21 protein-coding genes and 1 pseudogene are annotated in these 21357 nt (G+C 64.9%); 9 read left to right on the plus strand and 13 right to left on the minus strand.

The window, feature by feature from the left end; genetic code table 11:
- Positions 1-8 precede the first annotated feature (8 nt).
- From PCJ21_RS17990 to PCJ21_RS18000, 3 genes are all read left to right on the plus strand, one after another.
- Positions 9-1406: an APC family permease gene (locus PCJ21_RS17990; protein ID WP_269932806.1), complete on the plus strand. Its 1398-nt coding sequence runs from the start codon at positions 9-11 to the stop codon at positions 1404-1406.
- A gap of 63 nt (positions 1407-1469) precedes the next feature.
- Positions 1470-2168 carry a hypothetical protein gene (locus PCJ21_RS17995; protein WP_269932807.1) on the plus strand — a complete coding sequence of 233 codons (699 nt, stop codon included), beginning with the start codon at positions 1470-1472 and terminating at the stop codon, positions 2166-2168.
- Between the two features lie 7 nt (positions 2169-2175).
- Complete coding sequence (locus tag PCJ21_RS18000) at positions 2176-2439, plus strand: hypothetical protein (protein WP_269932808.1); 264 nt, start codon at positions 2176-2178, stop codon at positions 2437-2439.
- A gap of 6 nt (positions 2440-2445) precedes the next feature.
- On the opposite strand, the gene PCJ21_RS18005 is transcribed toward PCJ21_RS18000, so the two are convergent.
- Together PCJ21_RS18005 and hppD are read right to left on the minus strand one after the other, a co-directional pair.
- Positions 2446-3057, minus strand: coding sequence for a hypothetical protein (locus PCJ21_RS18005; RefSeq protein WP_269932809.1), 612 nt, complete (start codon positions 3055-3057; stop codon positions 2446-2448).
- On the minus strand, positions 3041-4156 hold the full coding sequence (hppD, locus tag PCJ21_RS18010; protein WP_269932810.1) for a 4-hydroxyphenylpyruvate dioxygenase: 1116 nt from the start codon (positions 4154-4156) through the stop codon (positions 3041-3043). The genes PCJ21_RS18005 and hppD overlap by 17 nt, the downstream gene beginning before the upstream one ends.
- 125 nt (positions 4157-4281) lie before the next feature.
- On the opposite strand from hppD, the gene PCJ21_RS18015 reads away from it, so the two are divergent.
- Positions 4282-4749, plus strand: coding sequence for an Lrp/AsnC family transcriptional regulator (locus PCJ21_RS18015; protein ID WP_269932811.1), 468 nt, complete (start codon positions 4282-4284; stop codon positions 4747-4749).
- Positions 4750-4883: 134 nt separating this feature from the next.
- Here PCJ21_RS18015 and PCJ21_RS18020 read toward each other — a convergent pair whose 3' ends face one another.
- On the minus strand, positions 4884-5330 hold the full coding sequence (locus PCJ21_RS18020) for a MarR family winged helix-turn-helix transcriptional regulator (protein ID WP_269932812.1): 447 nt from the start codon (positions 5328-5330) through the stop codon (positions 4884-4886).
- A gap of 134 nt (positions 5331-5464) precedes the next feature.
- Here PCJ21_RS18020 and hmgA point away from each other — a divergent pair, with 134 nt between their 5' ends.
- From hmgA to maiA, 3 genes are read left to right on the plus strand one after another with little or no spacing between them, the layout of a single operon-like run.
- Entirely contained in the window at positions 5465-6763 is a 1299-nt protein-coding gene (gene hmgA / locus PCJ21_RS18025; RefSeq protein WP_269932968.1) for a homogentisate 1,2-dioxygenase, read from the plus strand.
- 13 nt (positions 6764-6776) lie between these two features.
- A complete protein-coding gene (locus PCJ21_RS18030) occupies positions 6777-7793 on the plus strand; it encodes a fumarylacetoacetate hydrolase family protein (RefSeq protein ID WP_269932813.1) in 1017 nt (338 codons plus the stop codon).
- Positions 7794-7798: 5 nt separating this feature from the next.
- Positions 7799-8437 carry a maleylacetoacetate isomerase gene (maiA, locus tag PCJ21_RS18035; RefSeq protein WP_269932814.1) on the plus strand — a complete coding sequence of 213 codons (639 nt, stop codon included), beginning with the start codon at positions 7799-7801 and terminating at the stop codon, positions 8435-8437.
- A 74-nt stretch (positions 8438-8511) separates the two neighbouring features.
- On the opposite strand, the gene PCJ21_RS18040 is transcribed toward maiA, so the two are convergent.
- From PCJ21_RS18040 to PCJ21_RS18065, 6 genes are all read right to left on the minus strand, one after another.
- Complete coding sequence (locus PCJ21_RS18040) at positions 8512-10707, minus strand: esterase-like activity of phytase family protein (RefSeq protein ID WP_269932969.1); 2196 nt, start codon at positions 10705-10707, stop codon at positions 8512-8514.
- Positions 10708-10904: 197 nt separating this feature from the next.
- Positions 10905-11030, minus strand: coding sequence for a hypothetical protein (locus tag PCJ21_RS18045; protein ID WP_269932815.1), 126 nt, complete (start codon positions 11028-11030; stop codon positions 10905-10907).
- A gap of 162 nt (positions 11031-11192) precedes the next feature.
- Complete coding sequence (locus tag PCJ21_RS18050; RefSeq protein ID WP_269932816.1) at positions 11193-11759, minus strand: hypothetical protein; 567 nt, start codon at positions 11757-11759, stop codon at positions 11193-11195.
- On the minus strand, positions 11752-14628 hold the full coding sequence (locus PCJ21_RS18055) for a sarcosine oxidase subunit alpha family protein (protein WP_269932817.1): 2877 nt from the start codon (positions 14626-14628) through the stop codon (positions 11752-11754). Before PCJ21_RS18055 ends, PCJ21_RS18050 begins: the two co-directional genes overlap by 8 nt.
- Positions 14625-14894: a sarcosine oxidase subunit delta gene (locus tag PCJ21_RS18060; RefSeq protein WP_269932818.1), complete on the minus strand. Its 270-nt coding sequence runs from the start codon at positions 14892-14894 to the stop codon at positions 14625-14627. Before PCJ21_RS18060 ends, PCJ21_RS18055 begins: the two co-directional genes overlap by 4 nt.
- 8 nt (positions 14895-14902) lie before the next feature.
- Entirely contained in the window at positions 14903-16156 is a 1254-nt protein-coding gene (locus PCJ21_RS18065; protein WP_269932819.1) for a sarcosine oxidase subunit beta family protein, read from the minus strand.
- Between the two features lie 362 nt (positions 16157-16518).
- On the opposite strand from PCJ21_RS18065, the pseudogene PCJ21_RS18070 reads away from it, so the two are divergent.
- Positions 16519-16683 (plus strand): annotated as a pseudogene (locus PCJ21_RS18070) (GntR family transcriptional regulator); the annotation flags it as partial.
- Positions 16684-16719: 36 nt separating this feature from the next.
- Here PCJ21_RS18070 and PCJ21_RS18075 read toward each other — a convergent pair.
- From PCJ21_RS18075 to gstA, 3 genes are all read right to left on the minus strand, one after another.
- Complete coding sequence (locus PCJ21_RS18075; RefSeq protein ID WP_269932820.1) at positions 16720-17379, minus strand: dihydrofolate reductase family protein; 660 nt, start codon at positions 17377-17379, stop codon at positions 16720-16722.
- A 270-nt stretch (positions 17380-17649) separates the two neighbouring features.
- Positions 17650-17979, minus strand: a complete 330-nt coding sequence (locus PCJ21_RS18080; RefSeq protein WP_269932821.1) for a DMT family transporter — start codon at positions 17977-17979, stop codon at positions 17650-17652.
- 2 nt (positions 17980-17981) lie between these two features.
- Complete coding sequence (gene gstA / locus PCJ21_RS18085; protein ID WP_269932822.1) at positions 17982-18608, minus strand: glutathione transferase GstA; 627 nt, start codon at positions 18606-18608, stop codon at positions 17982-17984.
- A gap of 137 nt (positions 18609-18745) precedes the next feature.
- Here gstA and PCJ21_RS18090 point away from each other — a divergent pair, with 137 nt between their 5' ends.
- Positions 18746-19654, plus strand: coding sequence for a LysR family transcriptional regulator (locus PCJ21_RS18090; protein ID WP_269932823.1), 909 nt, complete (start codon positions 18746-18748; stop codon positions 19652-19654).
- A gap of 12 nt (positions 19655-19666) precedes the next feature.
- Here PCJ21_RS18090 and PCJ21_RS18095 read toward each other — a convergent pair whose 3' ends face one another.
- The gene (locus tag PCJ21_RS18095; RefSeq protein ID WP_269932824.1) at positions 19667-21289 is read right to left on the minus strand and encodes an ABC-F family ATP-binding cassette domain-containing protein; all 1623 of its coding nucleotides are present in this window, start codon (positions 21287-21289) and stop codon (positions 19667-19669) included.
- Between the last annotated feature and the right edge of the window lie 68 nt (positions 21290-21357).

Consider the following 21357-nt stretch of genomic DNA (forward strand, 5'->3'; position numbering starts at 1 on the left):
GGACGACGATGGCAAATGTGACTTCAACCGCAGCCGAGCCGGAACGGCTCCAGCTGCTGCGCGTGCTCGGCCCGGCCCATGTGTGGGCGCTTGGCGTCGGCATCGTGCTCGTCGGCGAATATATGGGCTGGAACTTCTCGGTCGGCAAAGGCGGCATGATTGCCGGCCTCGTCGCCTGCTGGGTCGCCGGCCTGCTCTACACCTGCGTCGCCATGATCGACTCCGAGGTGACCTCGACGGTCGCCGCCGCCGGCGGCCAGTACGCCCAGGCCAAGCACATCGTCGGCCCGCTGATGGCCTTCAATGTCGGCCTGTTCCTGGTCATGGCCTACACCATGCTGGAAGCGGCCAACGCGATCACCGTTGGCTTCCTGCTCGACACGGTGGCCGGCATGCAGGGCCACTCCGGCCTCAACCAGCAACCCTTCATCATCCTCGCCATCATGTTCCTGGCGTGGCTCAACTATCGCGGCGTGCTGGCGACGCTGACCTTCAACCTGGTCATCACCGCGATCGCTTTCGTGGCCATCATCACGCTCTTCATCTCGGTGCAGTTCGGCGCTTCCAACGTGCCGCTCGACTTCTCGGCCATCACCACCGATCCGCTGCCCTATGGCTGGGTCGGCATCGTGGCGTCGCTGCATTTCGGGCTGTGGTATTATCTCGGCATCGAGGGCACCTGCCAGGCGGCCGAGGAAGTGCGCTCGCCGGCGCGCTCGCTGCCTTACGGCACCATGGCCGGCATCATGACGCTGCTGATCGCCGCGACCATGACCTGGTACGTCTGCTCCGGCCTGATCCCATGGGAATATCTCGGCCAGGCCGGAACGCCGCTGTTCGACGCCGCTCGCGTCACCGGCAGCACGCCGCTGATGATCCTGTTGTTCGTCGGCACCGCGTTCGCAACGCTCGCCTCGGCCAACGGCTGCATCAACGACGCCTCGCGCGCCTGGTTCTCGATGGGCCGAGACCGCTACCTGCCGAGCTGGTTCGGCGCCGTGCATCCGGTCTACCGCACGCCGTACCGCGCCATCGTCTTCCTGGTTCCGATCGCGCTGATCTTCGCGCTCGGCGCCCCGCTCGACCAGGTCGTCACCTTCTCGATCCTGTCGGGCCTGCTCGGCTACACCTTCATGACCTTCAACATGGTGATGTTCCGCAACAAGTGGCCGCTGGACACGATCAAGCGCGGCTATGTGCATCCGTTCCACCCGCTGCCGACGATCGTCCTGCTGATCCTGTGCTCGACCGCCTACTTCGCCGTGTTCCTCGGCTATGGCACGCAGCTCAGCGCGATGATGTGCTTCTATATCGTCGCATCGTTGTGGTTCCACTTCCGGCGCTATCAGTTCGTGCGCCGCGGCGACCAGTTCACCATGCCGTGGCCGAAGCCGGTGGGCTACTGACCAGACTACCTTGGGCGGCGCGGGTTCCTCGCGCCGCCTCCTTTTTGCGGACAGGGCGTCAAGATGTTCACAACCATTGCGTTTTCGGCATTCCTCGCTGCGTCATGCAGCTGGATGGGCGTACGCGCCCTGGGCGACCACCGCAGCGCGCTGGCGGGCCGCCATGGTTTGCTCGATGATGCCGCCCCGCTGTTCGCCGACCCGCAGATCACGTTCGGCCCAGATCATTTTCCGGTCCTTGTCGGTCGCATCGCCGATGGCCGGCGGGCAAAGGTCGAGCTCATCGCCGACACGATGGTGACCCGCCGCCTGCCGCAGCTCTGGCTCCGGGTGACGCTCAGCGAAGCCTGCCGTTGCGCCCGCCCGACAATCGGCGCGCTGGCGCGTCCGACGGGAGCCGAATTCTATTCGCTCGTTCATGACATGCCGGAGTGGCTGTCGCCGCCGGAAACCGAGGCATCGCTGTTGATGCGCGGCGACGGCGACGCCAGCGCCTGGCAGGTTGAGCGTGCCTCGGCAATGTTCGCCGGGCTGTTCGAAGACCGGGCGGTCAAGGAGGCGGTGATCACGCCGCTCGGCACGCGCATCATCCGCCAGGCCGCGCAAGGCGATCCCGGCGCCCACAAGGTGTTGCGACAGGTGCGCTTTCCGCTGAAGTCGATCCCGCGGGAGCTTGTGCGCATGGCCGTCGCGGAGGCCGTGGCGCTGAGCGCGCTGCTGGCCGAGGAAGATATCGCAGTTCCCGCTTACGAAGCAGCCTGAGGTTCCCATGGCAAAGCCGATCAACCCCTATGTCGTGCTGGCTCTGGCGATCGTGCTGCCGGGGGCAGGCCATGTCGCCGTTCGCGACGCGACACGCGGCCTGGCCTTCGCCTTTTTCGTGGTGCTGTTCTCGGTGATCTCCTACGTCACCACCACGCCGGAAACCTCGTTCATCGGCCGCCACGCCGGTGGGCTGTTCGTCTGGGCGCTGTCGATCCCCGACGCCTATCGCCGTGCGCGCATCCGCGCCGTCACCGCCCGCGGCGCCTGACACCTGTTACGGCCGGGGCGTATCGGCCGCCAACGCATCGAGACTGGCGCTGTTCGGACAGAAATCCTGATAGGTGTCGTTGAATTCGGCCGTCGCGAGCTGGGCGCTGCAGCGGCTGCGTTGCGCGCACAGCATGCAGGTGCGGCGCATGTCGCGGTTCCACTCCGGCTGCCGGCGCTCGAAGGCGATCGGGTCGACGCCCTTCGCCTTCATTGCTTCGGGCAACAGGATCGTCGATGCAAAGGCATGCCGCATCGCCCGTTGGAAGTCTGGGCGGGAAAGCCCGCATTCGCCAAGCACCCTGTCGCCTTCGGCGGGAGCGAGTGCCGCGATCTCGTTGACAGCGGCGCGGCGCCGCCGCCAGTCCCGGACGGTCAGTACTGCCGAATGCCAAAAACCATGCGTTTGCGAAATGCCCATTCCCGCCTCCTGGATGCCTCCGACGGACACGATGCCCGTTCCGGAAACGATGGTTACACGGCGAGGCGGCAGGGCACTTTGTCCTGGATCAAACGCCTGGATATTGTATTGCAAAAAAAATCGGACGGCCCGCCTGCGCAGAAACCGCCCGACTGGAAGCCTTTGCCCGTACCGTCGCCGATCAGGCGGCGGCAGCATCCTTGGAGATCGCGCCGCGGCGGATCTGGTCTTCCTCGATGGATTCGAACAGAGCGCGGAAATTGCCTTCGCCGAAGCCCTCGTCGCCCTTGCGCTGGATGAACTCGAAGAAGATCGGTCCAATCACCGTCTTGGAGAAGATCTGCAACAGGATCTTGGTCATGCCGCCATCGACCACGCCTTCGCCGTCGATCAGGATGCCGTGTTTCTTCATCCGTTCGACTGGCTCGTCATGGCCATGCACGCGAGTGTGCGAGAGTTCATAATAGGTGTCAGGCGGGCCGGGCATGAACTTCAGGCCCTTGTCGGCGATCAGGTCGGTGGAGCCGTAGATGTCGTCGGTGCCGACGGCGATGTGCTGGATGCCTTCGCCCTTGTACTTGCGCAGATATTCCTCGATCTGGCTGGTGTCGTCCTTGGACTCGTTCAGCGGGATGCGGATCTTGCCGCAGGGCGAGGTGATGGCGCGGCTGACGAGGCCGGTGATGCGGCCGTCGATGTTGAAGAAGTGGATCTGCCTGAAGCCGAACAGCTCGCGGTAGAAGTCCCACCATTTGTCCATGTTGCCGCGATAGACGTTGTGGGTCAGGTGGTCGAGGAAATAGAAGCCGACGCCGGCAGGCTTGGGATCGGTCTCGCCGAGCCAGTCGAATTCGGCGGCGTAGGTCGAGCCCTTGGCGCCGTACTTGTCGACGAAATAGAGCAGCGAGCCGCCGATGCCGACAACGGCCGGCACATCGAGCGCCTTGTCATTGCCGGTGTAGGGCACGGCACCCTTCGATACCGCGTGGTTGAAGGCGTGCTTGGCGTCAACCACGCGCCAGGCCATCGAGGCGGCGCATGGGCCGTGCTCGTCGACAAAGCGCATGGCGTGGCTGCCCGGCTCGGCATTGACGATGTAGTTGATGTCGCCCTGGCGCCAGACGGTGATGTTCTTGGTCTTGTGACGCGCGACAGGAACGTAGCCCATGCGGGCGAACAGCTCCTCGAGCTTTTCCGGTTCCGGATGCGCGAATTCGACAAATTCGAAGCCGTCGGTGCCGGCGGGGTTGTCGGCGCTTATCCTGGCCGGCGGCGCATCGTGCGGAAACGGGCCCATGGCAAATCCTCCTCGATTTCTAGGTGGTGCATATTGTGCTCCCGATCCGATGCAATGTGCTTGCATTCTGACTCAAAATGCGACGATCTATGCACAAAGCGCGCATGAATGTGGGGAAGTATGCAATGCCTGACGGTCTCGACCAATTTGACCTGAAGATCCTGCGCGAGTTGCAGCGCGACGGCCGGCTGACCAATAACGAGCTGTCGGAAAAGATCGCGCTGTCGGCCTCGCAATGTTCGCGCCGGCGGGCGCGGCTGGAGGCGGACGGCTATGTCTGCGGCTACCAGGCCATGCTCGACCGCGAAAAGCTCGGGCTCGACCTGCTGGTGGTCATCTCGGTGACGCTCGCCACCCATAACCGCGACAACGCCCAGCGTTTCGCGCGCCTGGTCAATGATCTGCCCGAGGTGCTGGAGGCCTATTCGCTGACCGGCGAGATGGACTATCACATCAAGGTCGCGGTGCGCGGGCTGTCGGATTTGTCGCGCTTCGTCAACGAGGTTCTGTTGCCGCACGATTCCGTGCAGCATGTGAAGACGGCGATCGTGCTGAATACGCTGAAGCAGTTCGGCCCACTGCCGATCGGGTAGGGTGCGCAAAGCGCGACGCAGACGCCCTCCCTCCCCCTTGTGGGGAGGGATAAAGGGTGGGGGTGCGGCGCGGAAGCGAGATTGCGGGATACGATACCCCCACCCCTAACCCCTCCCCACAAGGGGGAGGGGGACTATCGCCGCTTCGTGAGCAGAGCCCGCTCGACATCGGCCAGCCCGGCTTCGATGCGCTCGATGGCACCAGGGCCGAGCGCCTTCTCAATGCCTGCCTGATAGGCGTGGGCGAGGTCTGCGATCTCGCGATAAGCCTTCTGGCCCTGCGCCGTCAGTTCGAGATGTTCGACGCGGCGGTCGGTCTCGTTGTCCTGGCGCCTCAGCCAGCGGCGCTGCTCGAGATCGCGCACCGCGCGGCTGACCTTGGTCTTGTGCATATTGGAGTGAATGCCGATCTCGGTCGCGGTCATCCGGCCGGCGCTGCCGAGGGCCGCAAGCGCGCGCCACTCCGGCCGCGTCATCTGGAAACGCTGCTTGTACTCCTTCGAGAAGCTGACACTGATGAGTTCCGCCGCCCGGTTCAGCCTGTAGGGCAGGAAACTCTCGAGATCGAATGCCTCGGACATCGTACAGCCTTTGATAGTTACAAAATCGACGGTTACACTTGCAACCAATCGACGATCTCATGCGCTGACGGGAGGTGCAAGCCGTGCTCGACAAAACCGACAAGCAGGTGACTTCGAATTCTGGTGTGAAGTACATGCCCGGCTTCGGCAACGACTTCGAGACCGAGGCGTTGCCCGGCGCCTTGCCGCAGGGCCAGAACAGCCCGCAGAAGTGCAACTACGGCCTCTACGCCGAGCAGCTGTCGGGCTCGCCCTTCACCGCGCCGCGCGGCACCAACGAGCGCTCCTGGCTCTACCGCATCCGTCCGAGCGTGCGCCACACCAAGCGCTTTTCCGCCGCCAGCTATCCGCACTGGAAGACCGCGCCGTGCCTCGACGACCATTCGCTGGCGCTGGGCCAACTGCGCTGGGGGCCGCTGCCTTCACCAACGGGTAAGGTGAACTTCGTCCAGGGCATTCGCACCATGACGACGGCCGGCGATACGATGACCCAGGTCGGCATGGCCGCTCACGTCTATGCCTTCAACGACGACATGGTCGACGATTACTTCTTCAATGCCGACGGTGAGCTTTTGATCGTGCCGGAGGTCGGATCGATCCGCATCTTCACCGAAATGGGCGTTATCGACGTCGAGCCGTCGGAGATCTGCCTGATCCCGCGCGGCATGATGTTCAAGGTCGCTCGATCAGGCGATGGCGAGCTGCGGCGCGGCTACATCTGCGAGAACTATGGCGCCAAGTTCACGCTGCCGGATCGCGGGCCGATCGGTGCGAATTGCCTCGCCAATCCGCGCGACTTCAAGACACCGACGGCTGCCTATGAGGACAAGGAGACGCCTTGTCGCGTGCTGGTCAAATGGTGCGGCAAATTCCATGTCACCGAGATCGGCCACTCGCCGCTCGACGTCGTCGCCTGGCATGGCAACTACGCGCCGTTCAAATATGACCTCCGCACTTTCTCGCCGGTCGGCGCGATCCTGTTCGACCATCCCGATCCGTCGATCTTCACCGTCCTGACGGCACCGACCGAGGAGGCAGGTACGGCCAATGTCGATTTCGTCATCTTCCCGCCGCGCTGGCTGGTGGCCGAGCACAGCTTCCGTCCGCCCTGGTATCACCGCAACATCATGAGCGAGTTCATGGGGCTGATCTACGGTCAGTACGACGCCAAGGAAGAGGGCTTCGTGCCGGGAGGCATGAGCCTGCACAACATGATGCTGCCGCACGGGCCGGATGCGATGGGCTTCGAGAAGGCGTCGAACGGCGAGCTCAAGCCGGTCAAGCTCGACAATACCATGGCCTTCATGTTCGAGACGCGCTTTCCCCAGCAGCTGACGAAATTCGCCGCCGAACTCGAAACTCTGCAGGACAACTACATCGATTGCTGGGATGGTCTCGAACGCAAGTTCGACGGAACGCCTGGCATCAAGTGAAGACAGGGAAGACATGAAGCTCGCAACACTGAAAGACTCCACCCGCGACGGCCGCCTTGTCGTCGTGTCGCGTGACCTGACGCTGTGCTCGGAAGTCGGCCACATCGCCCGTACCTTGCAGGCGGCACTCGACGACTGGGCCCATGTCGGCCCGCGCCTCGCCAATGTCGCCGAGGGCATCGAGACCGGCAGCCAACCGACCATCCGCTTCCACGAACACGCTGCCACGTCGCCCCTGCCGCGCGCCTACCAGTGGGCCGACGGCTCGGCCTATGTGAACCATGTCGAGCTGGTGCGGAAGGCGCGTGGCGCCGAGATGCCGGCAAGCTTCTGGACCGACCCGCTGATGTATCAGGGCGGCTCGGATTCGTTCCTCGGCCCGCGCGATGCCATCGTCATGGCCGACGAGGCCTGGGGCATCGATCTGGAAGGCGAGGTCGCCGTCATCGTCGACGACGTGGCGATGGGCGCCTCGGTTGAAGAGGCACGCGAGGCAATCCGCCTTGTCATGCTGGTCAATGACGTGTCGTTGCGCGGGCTTATCCCGGCCGAGCTGGCCAAGGGTTTCGGCTTCTTCCAGTCCAAGCCGTCGACGGCGTTTTCGCCGGTGGCCGTCTCGCCCGACGAGCTGGGCGATGCCTGGGACGGCGGCAAGTTGCATCTGCCGCTTTTGGCCAGCATCAACGGCAAGCCGTTCGGCCGGGCCAATGCCGGCACAGACATGACCTTCGATTTCGGCCAGCTCGTCGCCCATGCCGCGAAGACACGGCCGCTGGTGGCAGGCACGATCATCGGCTCGGGCACGGTGTCGAACAAGCTCGACGGCGGGCCGGGCAAGCCGATCGGCGAGGGCGGGGCGGGCTATTCCTGCATCGCCGAAATCCGCACCATCGAGACCATCGAGCAGGGGGCGGCGAAGACGCCGTTCCTGAAGTTCGGCGACCAGGTCCGCATCGAGATGCACGACAAATCGGGCCACTCGATCTTCGGCGCCATCGAGCAGACCGTAACCAAGTACGAGAAAGCGTGAGTGCGATGAGCGACACGGTCCTGTTCGACTACTGGCGCTCGTCGGCGAGTTATCGCGTGCGCATCGCGCTCAACATGCTGGGCGAGGATTTTCGCGCGGTATCCATCGATCTTTTGGCCAAGAGCCAGAAGTCGGAGGAACACCTGGCGCGCAACCCGCAAGGGCTGGTGCCGGTGCTCGACATCGACGGCCACGTCTTCACCCAGTCCCTGGCGATCATCGAATATCTCGATGAGACCAGGCATCCCGGCTTCCTGCCGGCCGATCCGGTCGGCCGCCAGCGCGTCCGCCAGCTGTCTTATGCCATCGCCATGGAAATCCATGCCGTCTGCAACACCGGGGTGATCGCCGAGCTGATGACGCTGGTCGATGACGGCGAGGCCGCGCGCGACGCCTGGATGCGGAAGTTCATCGGCGATGGCCTGGCAGCGTTCGAAAAGCTGCTCGATCATCCCGCGACCGGCACATTCTGCCACGGCGATGCCCCCACCATGGCCGACTTCTGCCTGGTGCCGCAGGTCTACAATGCGCGGCGCTGGAATGTCGACGTTTCAGGCCTGCCGCGTGTGCTTGACATCGCCGGCCGCTGCGAAGCAATCGCGGCCTTTGCCAAGGCGCGTCCCAACCCGCCGACAGCACACTGAGAGCGTATCTGCACCAGCAATGAGACGGGCCGCGATGTTGCCACCGCGGCCCTTTTTCGTGTCGAGATTGCGGCTCAGTTGATTGCGGCGATGTTGCCGAGGCGCAGGAACAGCGTTTCGCCGGAGGAGTCATCGACGCCGTCATTGTCGGTGACGACGAAGGCGTTACCTGCCGCGTCGATGGCGAAGCCTTCGACCTTGTCGACGACATAGCCATTGGTCGCTGCCTTGAGGTCCGGCACGAGATCGCGGACCAGGGTCTTTTCGACCACCGGCAGTTCGCCGCCCAGCTTGGCCGGCTTGAAGCCGTCGAGCGCAACGGCATAGACGCGCTTGTTCTTGGCTTCCTGGCCGATCAGGTTGTCGCGTTCGACGATGAACAGCTTGCCGTCGTGGGCGGTGATCTCCGACAGGCCGACCCAGCCCTTTTCGGTGGCGTCGAGCGGGTAGCGCACCGCCGACCACTCCTTGTTCTTGGGCTTGTAGGCCAGGAGCTTGGCCTGGCCCTTGGGGTCGTCGGCCCATTCGCGCTGGATCGCCATGACCAGCGTCAGGTCGTCGCCTTCGCCAAGCGTGGTGATGCCCTCGAGGCCGAACCGGGTCTCGCCGGCGAGCAGTTCGGCCGGGAACGCGATTTCTTCCTTGATCTCGCCCTTGGCGTTGACGTTGTAGACGGCATGCGGCGTCAGCTTGTCGGAGCGGCCTTCCGAGGCCAGCCAGAAGCCGTCCTTGCCGTCGGTGACGATGCCTTCAAGGTCGAGCTTCTGGGCAGGCTGGCCGTCGCGGCTGACGATGGTCTTCGCCGTGATCAGGGCAGGGGTCTTGGTCGCGTCGATGGTGAAGATCGCCGGAGCCGAACGGTAGACCGAGTCGGAGACGGCATAGAGCTTGCCGGCTTCCTTGGGATCGGCAACGAGGCCCGAGAGCGCGCCCCAGCCAAGCGGCGTGCCGTCGTCGCTGAAGGTCGACTTGATCTGCGGATAGGCGGCTTCGCCTTGGCCGAGTTCGTAGACCATGACGTGCGAGCGCGCGAGGCCGTCTTCGCCGAGGTCGGTTTCGTTGGCCGTGACCAGGAGGTTGCGCTGCGGGATGGCGACAAGCCCCTCCGGACCGATGCCCGACGGCAGCAGCTGCAGGAACTCGGGCTCCTTGCCGGTGTCCTGGTAGACGCCAACCAGCGAGGCGCGTTCGGCGGCAACGAAGATCAGATTCCGCTCGCCGAAGGTCGCGAACTCCAGGCCTTCCGGCTCGATGCCCTTCTTGTTGCGGGCGTCGGGATAGTGGCCGGCGGCGGCAGCCTGGTATTCGAAGGACGGGCCGGATTCGTAGAGCACGTCGCCGGTCCTGGAGAAGATGGTGAAGCCGCGCGCGCCGCCCCTGTAGTCGCCCTCGTTGGCAACCACGAGACGGTCGGTGTCGAGCCATTTCACCGCGTCGGGTTCGCGCGGGGCGTTCTCGACCTTGCCTGAGAACTTGAGCGCGCCGTCCTTCTTGGTGTCGACGTTTTCGAGCGTGACTTCGCCTGCTGGGAAGTGCGAGACGATCCTGGCGGTTGCGGCGTCGACGATGGCGATGTGGTTGTTTTCCTGCAGGGTGACCGCGATCTCGCCGTTGTCGTTGAACGAAACGAACTCCGGCTCGGGATCCTCAGGCGAAACGGTTGCGATGCCGGTCAGGTCGACGGTCTTGATCGAGGCGCAGTCGGGCGCGCCGTCCTTGAGCGCGATTATCTTCAGGTTGCCGGCCGGCAGCTGCGGCAGCGCGCCTTCGTTGAGCTCTTCGTCGCGCTCGTTCTCGATGGCGACTGCAAGGAACGCTCCGTCCTTGCTGAGCGCCACCGAATCCGGCTGGCCGCCGAGGTCGCACGAGGCATTGATCGCCTTGCTGGCGAGATCGATGACCGTCAGGTTGCCCGACGGCTCCTGCTTGCTCTTCGAAGTGTTGACGCCGGCAAGCACCTTCTGGCCGGCGACGATGACAGAGGTCGGCTCGCCGTCGATCTTGACGAAGCCGGCGGCCTTCGGTGCCTTGGCGTCGCTGATGTCGATGAAGCCGACGCCGCCGAGCGGGCTGTCGGAATAGACCAGCGTCATGCCGTCGTCGCTGGCGGTGATGATCTCCGAGGAGGTCAGCGTCGCCGGATCGGCGTCGGCGGGCAGATTCTGGGCGACCGGGAAGGTGGCGATGCGGTTGAAGACGTCCGCGGCATGGGCCGGAAGGCCTGCCGAGACGGTGAGGGCGGTTGTCAGAAACAGCAGTTTGCGGGGCATCTTGGCTGACATGGGTGATCCTCTTTGCCTGAACGAATTGCGGTCTCCGTTTGCGGCAGCGAGATTTCAGCGCGATGACATCTGGATGATGGTTTTGTGACGGCTGCCTCCTGTCGGTGTGCAGCGACATCCACAGATCAATGGCGATCAGCGCCAAGGGCACTCAACCCAGTGACGACCTGGTTGACGAGCTCGCGTTAGCCGGTGGAGAGCATTACCGCCGCAGCGGTTCCGGGCCGCTCGCGACATCCCTCGATGAAATCTTGATCCGATGCGGATCGCGCTCGCCCATCCAGATCTATCTGCGCGTAGGTGCGTTTCATCTGCGGTTCCTTGCGTGCGATAACCCATTGGCATCGCTGCAAAGTCGCAGGTCAAGGTAGAACGCACCCCGGCCGCATGGATTTGTCGCATAACAAACATTATGGAACAAGGAGACGACTGGATCGCCAATGGCGGGGCTTGATATCGCTCTTTCGGCAAGATCAACCGGTGCTTTCCAGGGTCTCCATTTGCGACTTGCTGGCCGCGCCGACGATGTTGCCGATGACCGCCGCCGCCCAGGTCCAGAAATAGGTCGCAAGGCCGCGATCGACATGAACGCGCAGCATCTCGCCGTGCCGATAGACGACAGCGTCGATGCCGGCAAAGGCCATTGCGGCAGAAGCACTTGTTGCGCCCGGATCGAGCGGCGTTGCCCGTGCTACGATTTCGCTCCAGGCACCCTCGACCTCGAATATCTGCAGCCCCGCGCTGACGGTGGTCACGGCGAAACCACCCTCGTGCCAGCCTGGCGCCACGGCCGACGGGCTCGCTGAAACGACCAGCAACCGGTCGCGCGCCACGCGGACGGCATAGGCGTCGCCGCTAGCCACGCCGAATGCGCCCACGGGCTGAAGCGCGATGCCCGAGACGTCGCTCCATGCGGCGAGATCGCCGCTGACGTAAGACTGGTGCAGACCCTGCAACGAACGGATCGCCAGATCCGGCCTGCCGATGACCGCGGTGTTCCAATCGGGGACGACTGCCCATTTTTCGGCGAGGTTACGCATTGAGGCGCGCTCCTGAAGCATCGAAGGCGCATGGCGCGGTGATCGTGGCGCGCCTGAGCATGCCGAGGTGCTGGATGTCGATGGTTTCGCCATGGCGCGATGCGCCGCGCTCGATGAGGCCAAGCGCGATCGGCCGGTCGAGCGTCGGGCTGAAGTAGCTCGACGTCACGAACCCCTGGCTCTTGATCCTGCCGCCCTCGCGGGTGATGCCATGGGCGCCGGTGGCCAGCGCTTGTTCGCCGGGCGCGACCGCGAGGCCGACCAGCTGCTGGCGGCTGCCCGAAACGGCGACGTCGGTGAACAGCGAGCGCCGCCCGACATACTCGCCTGCGCGCTTGCTGCGTGGCCCTTCGACCCCGAGGTCGTGCGGCATGGTGGTGCCGTCGGTGTCCTTGCCGATGACGATGTAGCCCTTTTCGGCGCGCAGGATCATCAGAGCCTCGAGCCCGATGGTCACGGCGTCGAGCGCCTTGCCGGCTTCGTGCATCCGCGCCCAGAGGCGCTCGGCCCGGTCGGCTCGGATCGAGACTTCGTAGCTGCGGTCGCCGGTGAAGCTGACCCGCGCGACCCGCACCGGATCCTGTTCGAAGCGCCCCTCGCCGATCGCCATATGCGGCAGTTCGGCATCGTCGAGCGACAGCCCGAGATCGAGCGCCGAGAGCAACGTCCTCGAATTGGGGCCGGACACCGTCAGCGTCGCCATTTCGGCGGTGGCGTTGTGGATGTAGACCGCGTCACGGCCGAAACGGTCCTGGCGCCACTCCTCGAGGCGGGCATGCACCGAGGCGACATGCGAACTGGAGCAGGAAACGACGAAGCGGTTCACGCCCAGCCGCACCAGGATGCCGTCGTCGAAGACGACGCCGTTTTCCGACAGCATGAAGCCATAGCGGCAGCGGCCGGGCTTCAGCGTCGACATGGTGTTGTAGTAGATGAAATCGACGAACTCCGCCGCCTTCGGGCCCATCACCTCGATCTTGCCGAGCGTCGAGCCGTCGAACAGGGCCACCGACTGGCGGGCACGCCGCGCCTCGTCCTGGATCGCCCGGTCGGCATCCGCGCCGTAGTGGGCGGGCCGAAGCCAGCCGCCATATTCCTGGAACACGGCCCCCTGCTGGCGATGGGCGTTTTCGATCGGCAGCCTGCGCACCGGTGACATCAGCTCGCCGGTGCGGACACCGACAAAGCTTGCCAGCGGAACCGGCGTGAAGGGAGGCCGGTAGGTGGTGGTGCCGACCTCGGGCACCGTGCGGCCGGTTACCGCGCCCATCAGCGCCAGCCCGGCCAGGTTGGAGGTCTTGCCCTGGTCGGTCGCCATGCCGAGTGTGGTGTAGCGCTTGAGGTGCTCGACCGAGATGAAGTTCTCGCGCGCCGCAAGCTCGACATCCTTGGCCGTGACGTCGTTCTGGTAGTCGATCCAGACGCGCCCCTTGGCGCCGGGAATAGGCCAGGCAGCCATGACGCCACCGGTCGCTTCCGCGCCGGTGCTGCGCGGGGTGGCCTCGTTGGCGTCGGCCGCCACAGCGCTTGCCGCAGATTCGAACGCCTCCGAGAGCGGGACGATGCCCGTGGCGGCGGCCCCGGCGACGGCGATGCCCTCGACCGGATCGCCCGGCAGGAACGCGGCGCGCTGTTCGCTCCAGGCGAGCTTGCCTCGTGCCTGGCAGAACAGATGGATGGTCGGCGTCCAGCCGCCCGATACGGCGACGCAATCGGCGTCGAGCAACGTACCGTCGTCGAGGGTCACGCCCTCGACCCGCATCTTGCCGCGAGCCGAAGCGATGAGGCGTCCGGCAACCAGCCTGACACCGCCGGGAAGCCTCGGCAGCGCGTCCTTGCGCATGTCGATCAATGTCACGTCCGCGCCGGCCCCGGCCAGCGCTCCGGCGACCTCATAGGCGCTGTCATTGTTGGTCGCGACGACAACGCGTTTGCCGACGAGAACGGCATGGCGCCGGAGATAGCTCAGCGCCGCGTCGGCTGACATGATGCCCGGCAGGTCGTTGTTGGCGAAAGGCAGCGGACGCTCGATCGCGCCTGCGGCGAGCACGATGCGGCGCGGCCTCACCCGCCAAAGCGTGTCCGGCCTGCCATCGCCATGACGCTGGTTCAGCCCGACCAGATTGTGGTCGTAGATGCCGAAGGCGGTGGTGGAGGAAAGCACGAGGCCGCCGTGCTGGGCGATTGCGGCGACGGTTTCGTCGATCCACAGCGACGCCGGCTTGCCGTCGATTTCGCTCGCGCGATGGCGCAACGACCCACCGGGTGCTGGCTGGTCGTCGACAAGCATCACCGACTGCCCGGCGGTAGCAGCCAGCCTGGCTGCGGCGAGACCGGCAGGACCCGCTCCGACGACGAGAAGATCGCAGTGGCGGTTGAGCTGATCGGCAGGACCCGGCGACTGCCAGTCCCTGTCGACCGCGCCAAGCCCGGCAACCGCGCGGATGCGCGGCTCGAACAGGTGCCAGTCCGGCCACATGAAGGTCTTGTAGTAGAAGGCGGCGGGAATGAAGCGTGCGAAGCGGTCGATGAAGGCATTGCGGTCGGACGCTGCGTTCGGCTGCGCGTTGACGCTTCTGGCGGCCATTCCTTCGACGGCCGGTTCGGTGGTGGCGCGGGTGTTTGGCGTTACAGCAACGCTGCCGCTGACATCGACCAGGGCGTTCGGCTCTTCGACGCCCGCCCCCCAGATGCCGCGCGGACGGTGATACTTGAAGCTGCGCGCAACGACGGCGACGTCGTTGGCAAGCAGCGCCGAGGCGATGGTGTCGCCGGCAAAACCCGAAACCGTGCGCCCGTCGAAACTGAACGTGACCGGGCGCGCGCGGTCGATGGCACTGCCGCCGGAGGCAAGTCGCATAGCGGTCATTGGGCGTGCTCCGCACAGTCGAGCGAGGTCGTCGAGGCGACATGGTGGGAGACGCTGTCGCGTGCCATGACGAAGAACTCGCCGCAGGTCATGTGCACCCAGACCTCGCGGACCGCGCCCTTGGGGTTGTCGCGCAAGTAGAGGTAGCTGGCCCAGCGTTCGGAGGTGACATCGGCTCCGTCGGGCCGGATGTTGCCGGCCTCGCCGCCGAAATGGAACTCGGTTTCGTCGCGCTGGCCGCAGAACGGGCAGTGAAAAAGCTGCATGATTTCCTCTAGTGCGCGATGCCGGAACCGGCCGCCTCGTCGAGCAGCCTGCCGGTGACGAAGCGGTCGAGATCGAAGGGACGACTGATGTCGTTGTGCTTGCCGGTCGCCAGCAGATTGGCGAGCAGCGTGCCGCCGGCGGGAATGGCCTTGAAGCCACCGGTGCCCCAGCCGCAGTTGAGGAACAGGCCGGGCAGCGGCGACTCGCCGATGATCGGCGACGAATCCGGAACGACGTCGACGATGCCGGCCCATTGGCGCATCAGCTTGAGCTGGCCGAACGCCGGGAACATCTCGAGCAGGCCGGAGATCACGTTCTCGAGCGTCGGCAGGTTGCCGCGCTGGCCATAGGACGGGGTGCGGTCGAGCGCGCCGCCGATGACGATCTCACCCTTGTCGGACTGGCTGACATAGACGCCTGTGCCTGGCGAAAGCACAACCGTATCGAGGATTGGCTTGACCGGTTCGGACACGCAGGCCTGCAGCGCATAGGAGTTGATCGGCAGTCTGAAGCCGGCCTTGGCTGCCAGTACGGAGGAATGCCCGGCCACAGCCATGCCGATGCGGTCGGTGCGGATGGTGCCGCGTGACGTCTGGACGCCACGGCAGCGCCCGCCCTCGATGATGAAGTCGCTGACTTCGCAATTCTGGATAATGTCGACGCCGAGAGCGCTTGCGGCGCGCGCATAGCCCCAGGCCACCGCATCGTGGCGGGCCGTGCCCGCCCTGCCCTGCCACACGCCTCCGAAGACCGGGTAGCGCGCATCGGGTGCAAAATTAAGCGCCGGGGCAACACGGCGCACATCGTCGACCGAAAACATTTCCGCATCGACGCCGTTGATCTGCATCGCGTTGACGGTGCGCGCGCCGATCTCCATCTCGCCAATGCTGTGGCACAGGAACACCATGCCACGCTGCGAGAGCATCACGTTGTAGTTCAGCTCCTTCGACAGGCCCTCGTAGAGCCGATGCGCCAGGCCGTAGATCGCCACGCTCTCGGGATAGTAGTAGTTGGAGCGCACGACAGTCGTGTTGCGACCGGTGTTGCCGCCGCCGATCCAGCCCTTTTCCAGCACGGCGATGTTGCTGATGCCGTGGGTCCTGGCGAGATAATATGCCGTCGCCAGCCCATGGCCGCCGCCGCCGATGATGACGGCGTCATAGTTCTTTTTCGGCTCCGGCGAGCGCCAGGCCGGCTGCCAGCCCTTCTGGCCGGCAAGGCCTTCCTTGATCAGGGACAGCGCGGAGTAGCGGCGGGTCATTGCGACATTTTCCCGGAGTTCCCCTTGTTTGGTCGTTCAGGGCGCTGTTGGCCGTCCCGAGACTTGGCGGGGCCTTGGCCAAAGCGGGGTACAGTCCGCGTTGCGCGGTCGAAGCCGGTAATCTGCATCACTTGTGCCCCACCTTGTCAGTCCCGCCTGTCCAGCGATCCGTCGCGCTCGATCAGCACGACTCCGTCCAGTCGGATTTCGCCAGCCAAAGCGGCGGCCATGCCGCTTCCGTCCTCGCGCAAGACTCGGTGGCGTCCTCCCAGACCGGGCGGAGACTAAAGAAATGTACACTAATGTCTAGTGGGCATCGCTAATGCGGTCGGGCCGCGCGCGGCTTGCTCGGGGCCGCGGGCGCCCGCGCCTATTTTGTCCTCGGCAGTTCCAAGTTCGGCCGGCTGACGCCGCCGCGCATGCCCCGCTTCGAGCTTGCCGCCGGCGTCATCGTCGACGCACCTCCCCCCGCAGCCATGGTCGAGGCGCTGGAGCGCAAGGGGCCGAAGGTTATCGTCGGGGAATAGTCGCAAGCGACGGCAAGGCGTAGCTCCCGACCCTCCTCAGGTCAGCTTCTGCCGCCGTTCCAGTTCCGCCGCAGTTGGCGTCTCGAACTCGAACGAGCCGGTGACGATGTCGCCGTCGCGGATGTATTTGTTGACCGTCACGCCCGTGCCGGAAACCTGCGACGACACCAGCTTCAGCTTCGACGGCAGGGCGGCATCGCCGAACAGGCGCTTGCCCTTGCCGAGCACCAGCGGAAAGATCGAGATGTTGAGCTCGTCGACGAGGTCGTTGGCGAGCAGGGTCTTGAGGAAATCGGTCGAGCCCTGGGTGAGAAGGTCCGGCCCGTCCCCGGCCTTCAGCTTGCGCACGGCAGCTACCGCATCCGGGCCGAGCGAATGGCTGTTTTGCCAACCGAGCTTCAGGTCGGGGTTTCGCGTCGCGACATACTTGTTGATGCGGTCGAACAGCGGGCCGATGGGGTCGTCGGCGTCGACAAAGGGCCAGTGCGCGGCGAAGATGTCCCAGGTCTTGCGCCCGAGCAAAAGGTCGAACGGCCTGGCGAACATCTCGCCCACGGCTCCGGTCATCGTCTCGTCGAAATAGGGCGCGGCCCAGCCACCATATTTGAAGCCGCCGATCGGATCCTCGTCCGGTCCGCCCGGCGCCTGCATGATGCCGTCGAGGCTCATGAATGCTCCTACAACGATCTTTCGCATGTCGTTCTCCTTCGCCGCTGCTTTGGCTCTACGCAGTGAAGACGCTCGGCCGTGACTCGTTCCGACAGCTTGCCGCAAAATTCTGCGCCCAGCACGACGAAGCGTGGCAACACACATTCCGTCATCGCCGCCGCCCGCGCTCTCAAGGCGCCCTATGACCCGAAGTCCGAACGCGTGAAGGCTGACAGCACGGAATTGCGCGAAGCTGCCTGATATCTCCTGGCCCTCCCCCGACTGCCCCTCCCCGCTAAGGGAGGGGCTTTTCGGGCGTCAGGCGTCGGCGAGTTTGAGCATGGCGATGCCGGCCAGCACGACAACGACCCCGCCCAGCCGCAGCGGTCCAAGCGTCTCGCCAAACAGCACGACGCCCATGATGACCGTGCCGGCGGCCCCGATCCCGGTCCACACCGCATAGGCGGTGCCAACAGGCAGCGCCTCCAGCACCTTGCCGAGCAGATAGACGAACGCCGCCAGCAAAAGCACCGAGACGACCGACCAGCCAAGGCGGGTGTAGCCTTCGGCATATTTCATCGACACCGCCCAGGCGATGTCGAGGACCCCGGCAACCACCAGCAGGATCCAGGCAAGTCCCTGGCTCATGGTCAGGCGGCCCGCTTCATGCCTTCGGCCTGCATCGCCTCGCGCACCTTGGGCCGCGAACCGACGCGTTCCATGTAGGCACGCAGCCTTGGGAAGGCCGACAGGTCGACCTTGGCGAAGGCGGACCAGCCGACGATAGTGAAGAGATAAGCGTCGCCTGTGGTGAAGGTCTCGCCCATCAAATATGAGCCGCTGTCCGCCAGATGGTTTTCGACATGGGCCAGCCGCTCTGCGATCTTGCCGCGCGCCACCTCCTGCGCCTGGGCGCCATATTCGGGATGGAACAGCCACGGGCTGTACATCTTGTGCAGTTCGGTGGCGACGAAATTGAGCCAGGACTGCAACTGGTAGCGTTCGCCCGTGCCGGCAGCCGGGGCCAGCTTGGATGCGGGACGGAGGTCGGCGAGATACTGGACGATCGCGGCCCCCTCGGTGAGAAGCGAACCGTCATCGAGTTCGAGCGCCGGCACGTAGCCGTTGGGGTTCACCTTGGTGAAGTCGCGACCGGTGCTGGTGACATGCGGCTTCCTGGAGATGTCGACGCGCTCGATGTCTAGCGGAATGCCGGCTTCGAGCGCCACTATGTGGGGCGAGAGCGAGCAGGTGCCGGTTGCGTAGTAGAGTTTCATGATCTGTCCTCTTGGGTTCTGACCTGACGGTCGTTGCTGCCAGGGACAATGTAGAGTTTGCGCAGTCGCAATGCTCTTTGGTTCTTTGCCAATAGCGTTTGCATGATTGCAAACGCAGATCATGCTAGAAGGCGGTAATGGAAGACTGGAACGATCTCAGGTTGGTGCTTGCGGTGGCCCGCGCCGGCAGCCTCACTGCAGCCGCCGAATTGCTCGGCATCGACCATTCGACGGTGTTCCGCCGGCTCAACGCGCTCGAACAGCGGTTGGCGGTGCGCGTGTTCGAACGCCTGCCCGGCGGCATCTACCAGATGACGCCGGCTGGCGAACGCATGGCGGCCGCCGCCGAGCGCATGGAGGACGAGGCGCTGGCGCTGGCCCGCGACATCGCCGGCGCAGACGGCCGGTTGTCGGGGCGCCTGCGCGTCACCTCGTCGGAAACGCTCGCCTATAGCAGGCTGACGAAGCACCTTGCCGCGTTCCGCGCCGTGCATCCCGGCATCGTCGTCGAACTGGCCATCGAAAATCGCGTCCTCAGCCTGTCGCGCCGCGAGGCCGACGTGGCGCTCAGGCCGATCCGGCCCAGGGAAGGCGATCTCTGGGGCCGCAAGCTCGCTGGCGTCGCCTGGACGTTTTTTGCCGCGCCGGCTTATCTCGACGCTCATGAAGGTGCGATTGCCGACACCTCAGCACTCGGCCCGCACGCCCTGATCGGCTGGGAGGAGACGGCCGGCGGCATCATGGCCGCCGATTGGCTGGAGCGGAACGTCGCGGCTGAAAATTTCGCCTACCGCACCAACAGCCTGGTCAACCAGTCGGTGGCGGCGCGTGCCGGCATCGGTGTCGCGCTCCTGCCCTGCTATCTCGGCGATGGCGTTCCCGGGCTGGTGCGTGCGCTGGCCAAGCCGGTCGAGGAACTCGCCGGCGAACTCTGGATAGTCACCCATCAGGACCTGAAGGGCACGGCGCGCGTGCGCGCTTTCTTCGACGTCGTTGGCGACGGCCTGGCGCGCGAGCGCGACCTGTTCGAAGGCCGCGCCAGCTAGGTCACGTAGTCGTCAGTGCCGCAGGCCGGGCGCTTCCTGGCCGGTGCGCTCGACATATTCAAGATAGCCGCCGCCATACTGGTGGACACCCTCGGGTGTGATCTCCAGCACCCGGTTCGACAGGGCAGCCAGGAAGTGGCGATCGTGTGAAACAAACAGCATTGTGCCTTCGTACTGGGCCAGCGCCTCGATCAGCATTTCCTTGGTGGCGATATCAAGGTGGTTGGTCGGTTCGTCGAGCACCAGCAGGTTGGGCGGGTCAAACAGCATGATCGCCATCACCAGCCGCGCCTTTTCGCCGCCCGAGAGCACACGGCACTTCTTTTCGATTTCGTCCCCGGAGAAGCCGAAGCAGCCGGCGAGCGCGCGCAGCGGCGCCTGTCCCGCCTGCGGGAAGGTATATTCCAGCTGTTCGAAGACCGTGCGGTCGCCGTCGAGCAGGTCCATGGCGTGCTGGGCGAAGTAGCCCATCTTGACGCTCGGGCCGCGCGCCACCGTGCCTTCGTCGGGCTCGGACGCGCCGGCGACCAATTTCAGCAGCGTCGACTTGCCGGCACCGTTGATGCCCATGATGCACCAGCGTTCCTTGCGGCGGACCTGGAAGTCCAGGCCGTCATAGATGCTGCGGCTGCCGTAGCGCTTGTGCACGTTCTTGAGCGTGACGACGTCCTCGCCCGAGCGCGGCGCCGGCTGGAACTCGAAGGCCACGGTCTGGCGGCGCTTGGGCGGTTCGACGCGGTCGATCTTGTCGAGCTTCTTGACCCGGCTCTGCACCTGGGCGGCATGGGAGGCGCGTGCCTTGAAGCGCTCGATGAACTTGATCTCCTTGGCAAGCATCGCCTGCTGGCGTTCGAATTGCGCCTGCTGCTGCTTGTCGGCAAGCTGGCGCTGCTGTTCGTAGAACTCGTAGTCGCCCGAGTATGTGGTTAGCGAACCGGCATCGATCTCGATGATCTTGTTGACGATGCGGTTCATGAAGGCGCGGTCGTGCGAGGTCATCAGCAGCGCGCCGTCATAGCCCTTGAGGAAATCCTCGAGCCAGATCAGGCTTTCGATGTCGAGATGGTTGGAAGGTTCGTCGAGCAGCATGACGTCGGGACGCATCAAGAGGATGCGGGCCAGCGCCACGCGCATCTTCCAGCCGCCCGACAGCGCACCAACGTCTCCATCCATCATTTCCTGGGTGAAGCTCAGGCCGTCGAGCACCTCGCGGGCGCGGCCGTCGAGCGAATAGCCGTCGAGTTCCTCGTAGCGGGCCTGCACCTCGCCATAGCGGTCGATGATGGCGTCCATCTCGTCGGCGCGGTCGGGGTCGACCATCGCCGCCTCGAGTTCCCGCATCTCGGCCGCGACCTCGCTCACCGGTCCGGCGCCTTCCATCACTTCGGCAACGGCGCTGCGGCCCGCCATTTCGCCGACATCCTGGTTGAAATAGCCGATGGTGATGCCGCGCTCGGTTGAGACCTGGCCTTCGTCGGGCAGATCCTCTCCGGTGATCATCCGGAAGAGCGTTGTCTTGCCGGCGCCGTTGGGGCCGACAAGACCGATCTTTTCCTGTTTCTGCAGCGTTGCGGACGCTTCGATGAAGAGCAGCCGATGGCTGTTCTGCTTGCTGACATTCTCGATACGGATCATGGAAACCAGGGCCTGGAAGGGAGTTGCGGCGGCTTATGGCATGACGGCGCGCCCAATGCGAGTGGTCT

The sequence above is a fragment of the Aminobacter sp. HY435 genome (genome assembly GCF_027568395.1).
Classification (GTDB): Bacteria; Pseudomonadota; Alphaproteobacteria; order Rhizobiales; family Rhizobiaceae; genus Aminobacter.